The 2,773-nt window shown below is 34.3% G+C and carries 4 protein-coding genes; all 4 read right to left on the bottom strand.

Translation table 11 applies throughout. The annotated features are described in order from the left end of the window. Positions 1–15: 15 nt before the first annotated feature. Entirely contained in the window at positions 16–822 is an 807-nt protein-coding gene (locus tag LKD42_RS14890; protein WP_248836150.1) for a rolling circle replication-associated protein, read from the bottom strand. Between the two features lie 118 nt (positions 823–940). Then, positions 941–1,213, bottom strand: a complete 273-nt coding sequence (locus LKD42_RS14885) for a hypothetical protein (RefSeq protein ID WP_248836149.1) — start codon at positions 1,211–1,213, stop codon at positions 941–943. Further along, positions 1,210–2,481, bottom strand: a complete 1,272-nt coding sequence (locus tag LKD42_RS14880) for a hypothetical protein (protein WP_248836148.1) — start codon at positions 2,479–2,481, stop codon at positions 1,210–1,212. The genes LKD42_RS14885 and LKD42_RS14880 overlap by 4 nt, the downstream gene beginning before the upstream one ends. Next, positions 2,384–2,773, bottom strand: a 390-nt coding sequence (locus LKD42_RS14875) for a hypothetical protein (RefSeq protein WP_248836147.1), incomplete at its 5' end; no start/stop codon positions are given. The genes LKD42_RS14875 and LKD42_RS14880, both read right to left, overlap by 98 nt.

Below are 2,773 nucleotides of genomic sequence, written 5' to 3'. Positions count from 1 at the left end.
AGTTTTTCAAATAGATCACAGTTTTTCGGTTTTCACTTCTTTACTGATTTCAACATATGTCACACTGCGATTCACTACAGGACATTTTACCTTTTTAATGTAATCTATACTATCACCGTACTTCTCAAAAATCAAGCCGGGATCGTCCAAGAACTCATCAGAAACACAATCTTTAAAACGAACACAATTTGCAGATGACCAAAACCGTTTTCTATGTTGTGTTAATGTTGCCAATTCCTTTGTTATATATTTACATATGTACGAAGAAACACGCTCAGATGATTCTATCATACTGGCAGTTGAGAAACCATACTTCCACCCAGGCAAATTATAAATTTTCTTACCAGCTTTCACAATCCCACTATCTTCTAATTTTATACTACCTATATTAGACAATAAAACATGTATATGCCAATGTTTGCCATCAGCATGCAACTCTGGAACAGCTAAATATTTTAAATCCGGTGCATACCGAGTTTTTAAATGATTTAACCATTTACGTGATTTACTAGAAATTAAATTATAATCCGAACTATCTACTTTAGAACGATCAAAAGTAAGTGTCACAAAAAATTCCCATTCATTCGCACGAGCAACAGCATATATACTATTTTTTGTCCTATTAACACTAGAATTTATACTTCTTTCTTGACGTTTCTGTTCAAGAAGCTCGTCAAACTCATCATCTGAAACATCATGCAACTGTAAACGGTCAAGCTTAGAAACTTGACCACCACGCAAAACTGGTGTAGAATATAAACGAACTTGAACAGAATCACCATAATCAATTACACGAAAATTATAAGCATTATCATCTTTCAATTACGCACCTTCTTCCTTAAATGGGTAAGAAGTGTTGCTATTGTCAAGTAACAGGGACGGCTATGCCGTCCCTTGTGCGTGCCGGGGGTCCGCAGTGCGGACACCTCCTGCCCACACTTCACTCAATTCCAAGCATAGGTATCTTTTTCAAAACCCACACAGCAAAAGAATAAAGTTTGTCAAAATTTACAACAGCAATCACCAACGGTATCATCACCTTAACAAGTTCGAATGGAACAAACAGCCACAACAACCCCAAACCAGATTTAACATAAAGCAAAACACGATCGACAATACTGACAATCTGATCCGGAACAGCTGGCAAATGAATCCAACCAAAAATAATGTTGATCAAAAACTTTACAACATTCAATAAACCTTGAATAATCAATCCGCTTCACTTCCCTTCACCACACTAGAAAATTTCTTGTAACATAGATTGACAAAAGCCCCAACCATAATAACAGAGAAAATAAAATGAATAGCATCCTGTAAAGTATCACCAGCAGACCCCATATGATAAAAGACACTCGCCAAATCAAACTCCTGGGATTCCCAAACTGTATGACCCATAATAGAAAAACCAGGAAATGTTAACGATGTATCATCTGAAGAAGTGTAAAATACATCCAAAAATTTCCCAAATAAATTAAAAGGAAACATAACAAAACCAAGATGCTCATTTAAAAATTCTGTCATATCATTTAAAAATATCGGGATAACATCATTATTAGGAATAACAATACCAACCAGCATATCAGGAAAACCAGTTACCCAATCTACAATAGTCTTAAAAAATCCTCGTTTTTCTTCACCTTGCTTCTTTTGTTCATTAAGCTGCTCTTCTGCTTTTTCTAATTGTTGTTTCTGATTTTCTCTCATCTTCCCAAAATGATCTTGAAACATAGGCATATAGTTTTTTATACTCTCAACGTCACCGATCAGGGGAACCGGATAAGTTTCAACATTGTTATAACCATGAAAAACACGCAAAGAAGTAGATAATAATTGTTGATAAAACTTATTTTCAAGAGATACAGAGTTTGCACTACGAGAAACAAATGTTATAGAAAATGGAACACGCACAGTATAACCAACAACACAATCACCTGAAGCAGGTAAACCATGCAAAGTCAATGTTGTATATAAAGATGGTGCAAAAAATGTGCCATCTGTCGGAAAATGAAACTTATCAGAAACTAATGAAGAAACTGCACCAACAGATGAGGGCAATAAGCCAATAACAGACGGCTGACCAAATGAAAAATAACCATCGTCCATATTAGAAAACACATCATCCATATCAACTTGAAATTGCGATTCAATAGCAAAATATCCATAGTATGAATCAGCACATGAAGGAAGATCAAACTTAAAAGGAATATCATAATAACCAGTAATAGAGGTTGAAAACGAAGCGATTCCGTTATTAAAAGTTTTGATATAACCAGTATTAGCTGATATCGTGGGTATAATATCCACAAATTTTGAAATTGAAATAGAATTAGAATCATTCGAATTACGTAAAATATTCTTTGTATTAACATCGACATTAATCCCCTTAACGGAGGCGATAGTGTTTCGGCAATCTAAACATGATAAAAAGCAAAGCAAACAAAAAAATAAAACACAACGTAAATATAAGTGAAAGTGTTTCATAATAACCCCCTGTCCGAAGATCCGGCAAACCTGAAAAATCACTGTAATACATACCAGTTGTTATATTTTCCGAAAAGTTTTCCATACCAGTAGAAAAACGTATATCATTATTATAGTTATTAGATAACGTAAGACGATAAAAAGGAGCATAGCCAGAGATCACATTACCACTTTTTTGAATATCCACACTAAAATACATAGTGTAACTATATTGACTATCACGATAAAAAAGGTAATGACAACCAGGCGGAAGTTTAGAAACAAATCCCCGAAAATAATCAACATACAATGA

Origin of the sequence: Hominisplanchenecus faecis (assembly GCF_020687205.1) — a bacterium.
In the GTDB taxonomy this organism is placed as follows: domain Bacteria; phylum Bacillota; class Clostridia; order Lachnospirales; family Lachnospiraceae; genus Hominisplanchenecus; species Hominisplanchenecus faecis.
The sequence above is the reverse complement of the archived record's forward strand: the minus strand, read 5'-3'. Positions and strand labels throughout refer to the sequence as shown.

Bases quoted from the DNA above. Each gene is read 5' to 3' on its own strand.
- LKD42_RS14880 (WP_248836148.1), bottom strand. From the start codon at position 2,481: ATGAAACACTTTCACTTATATTTACGTTGTGTTTTATTTTTTTGTTTG.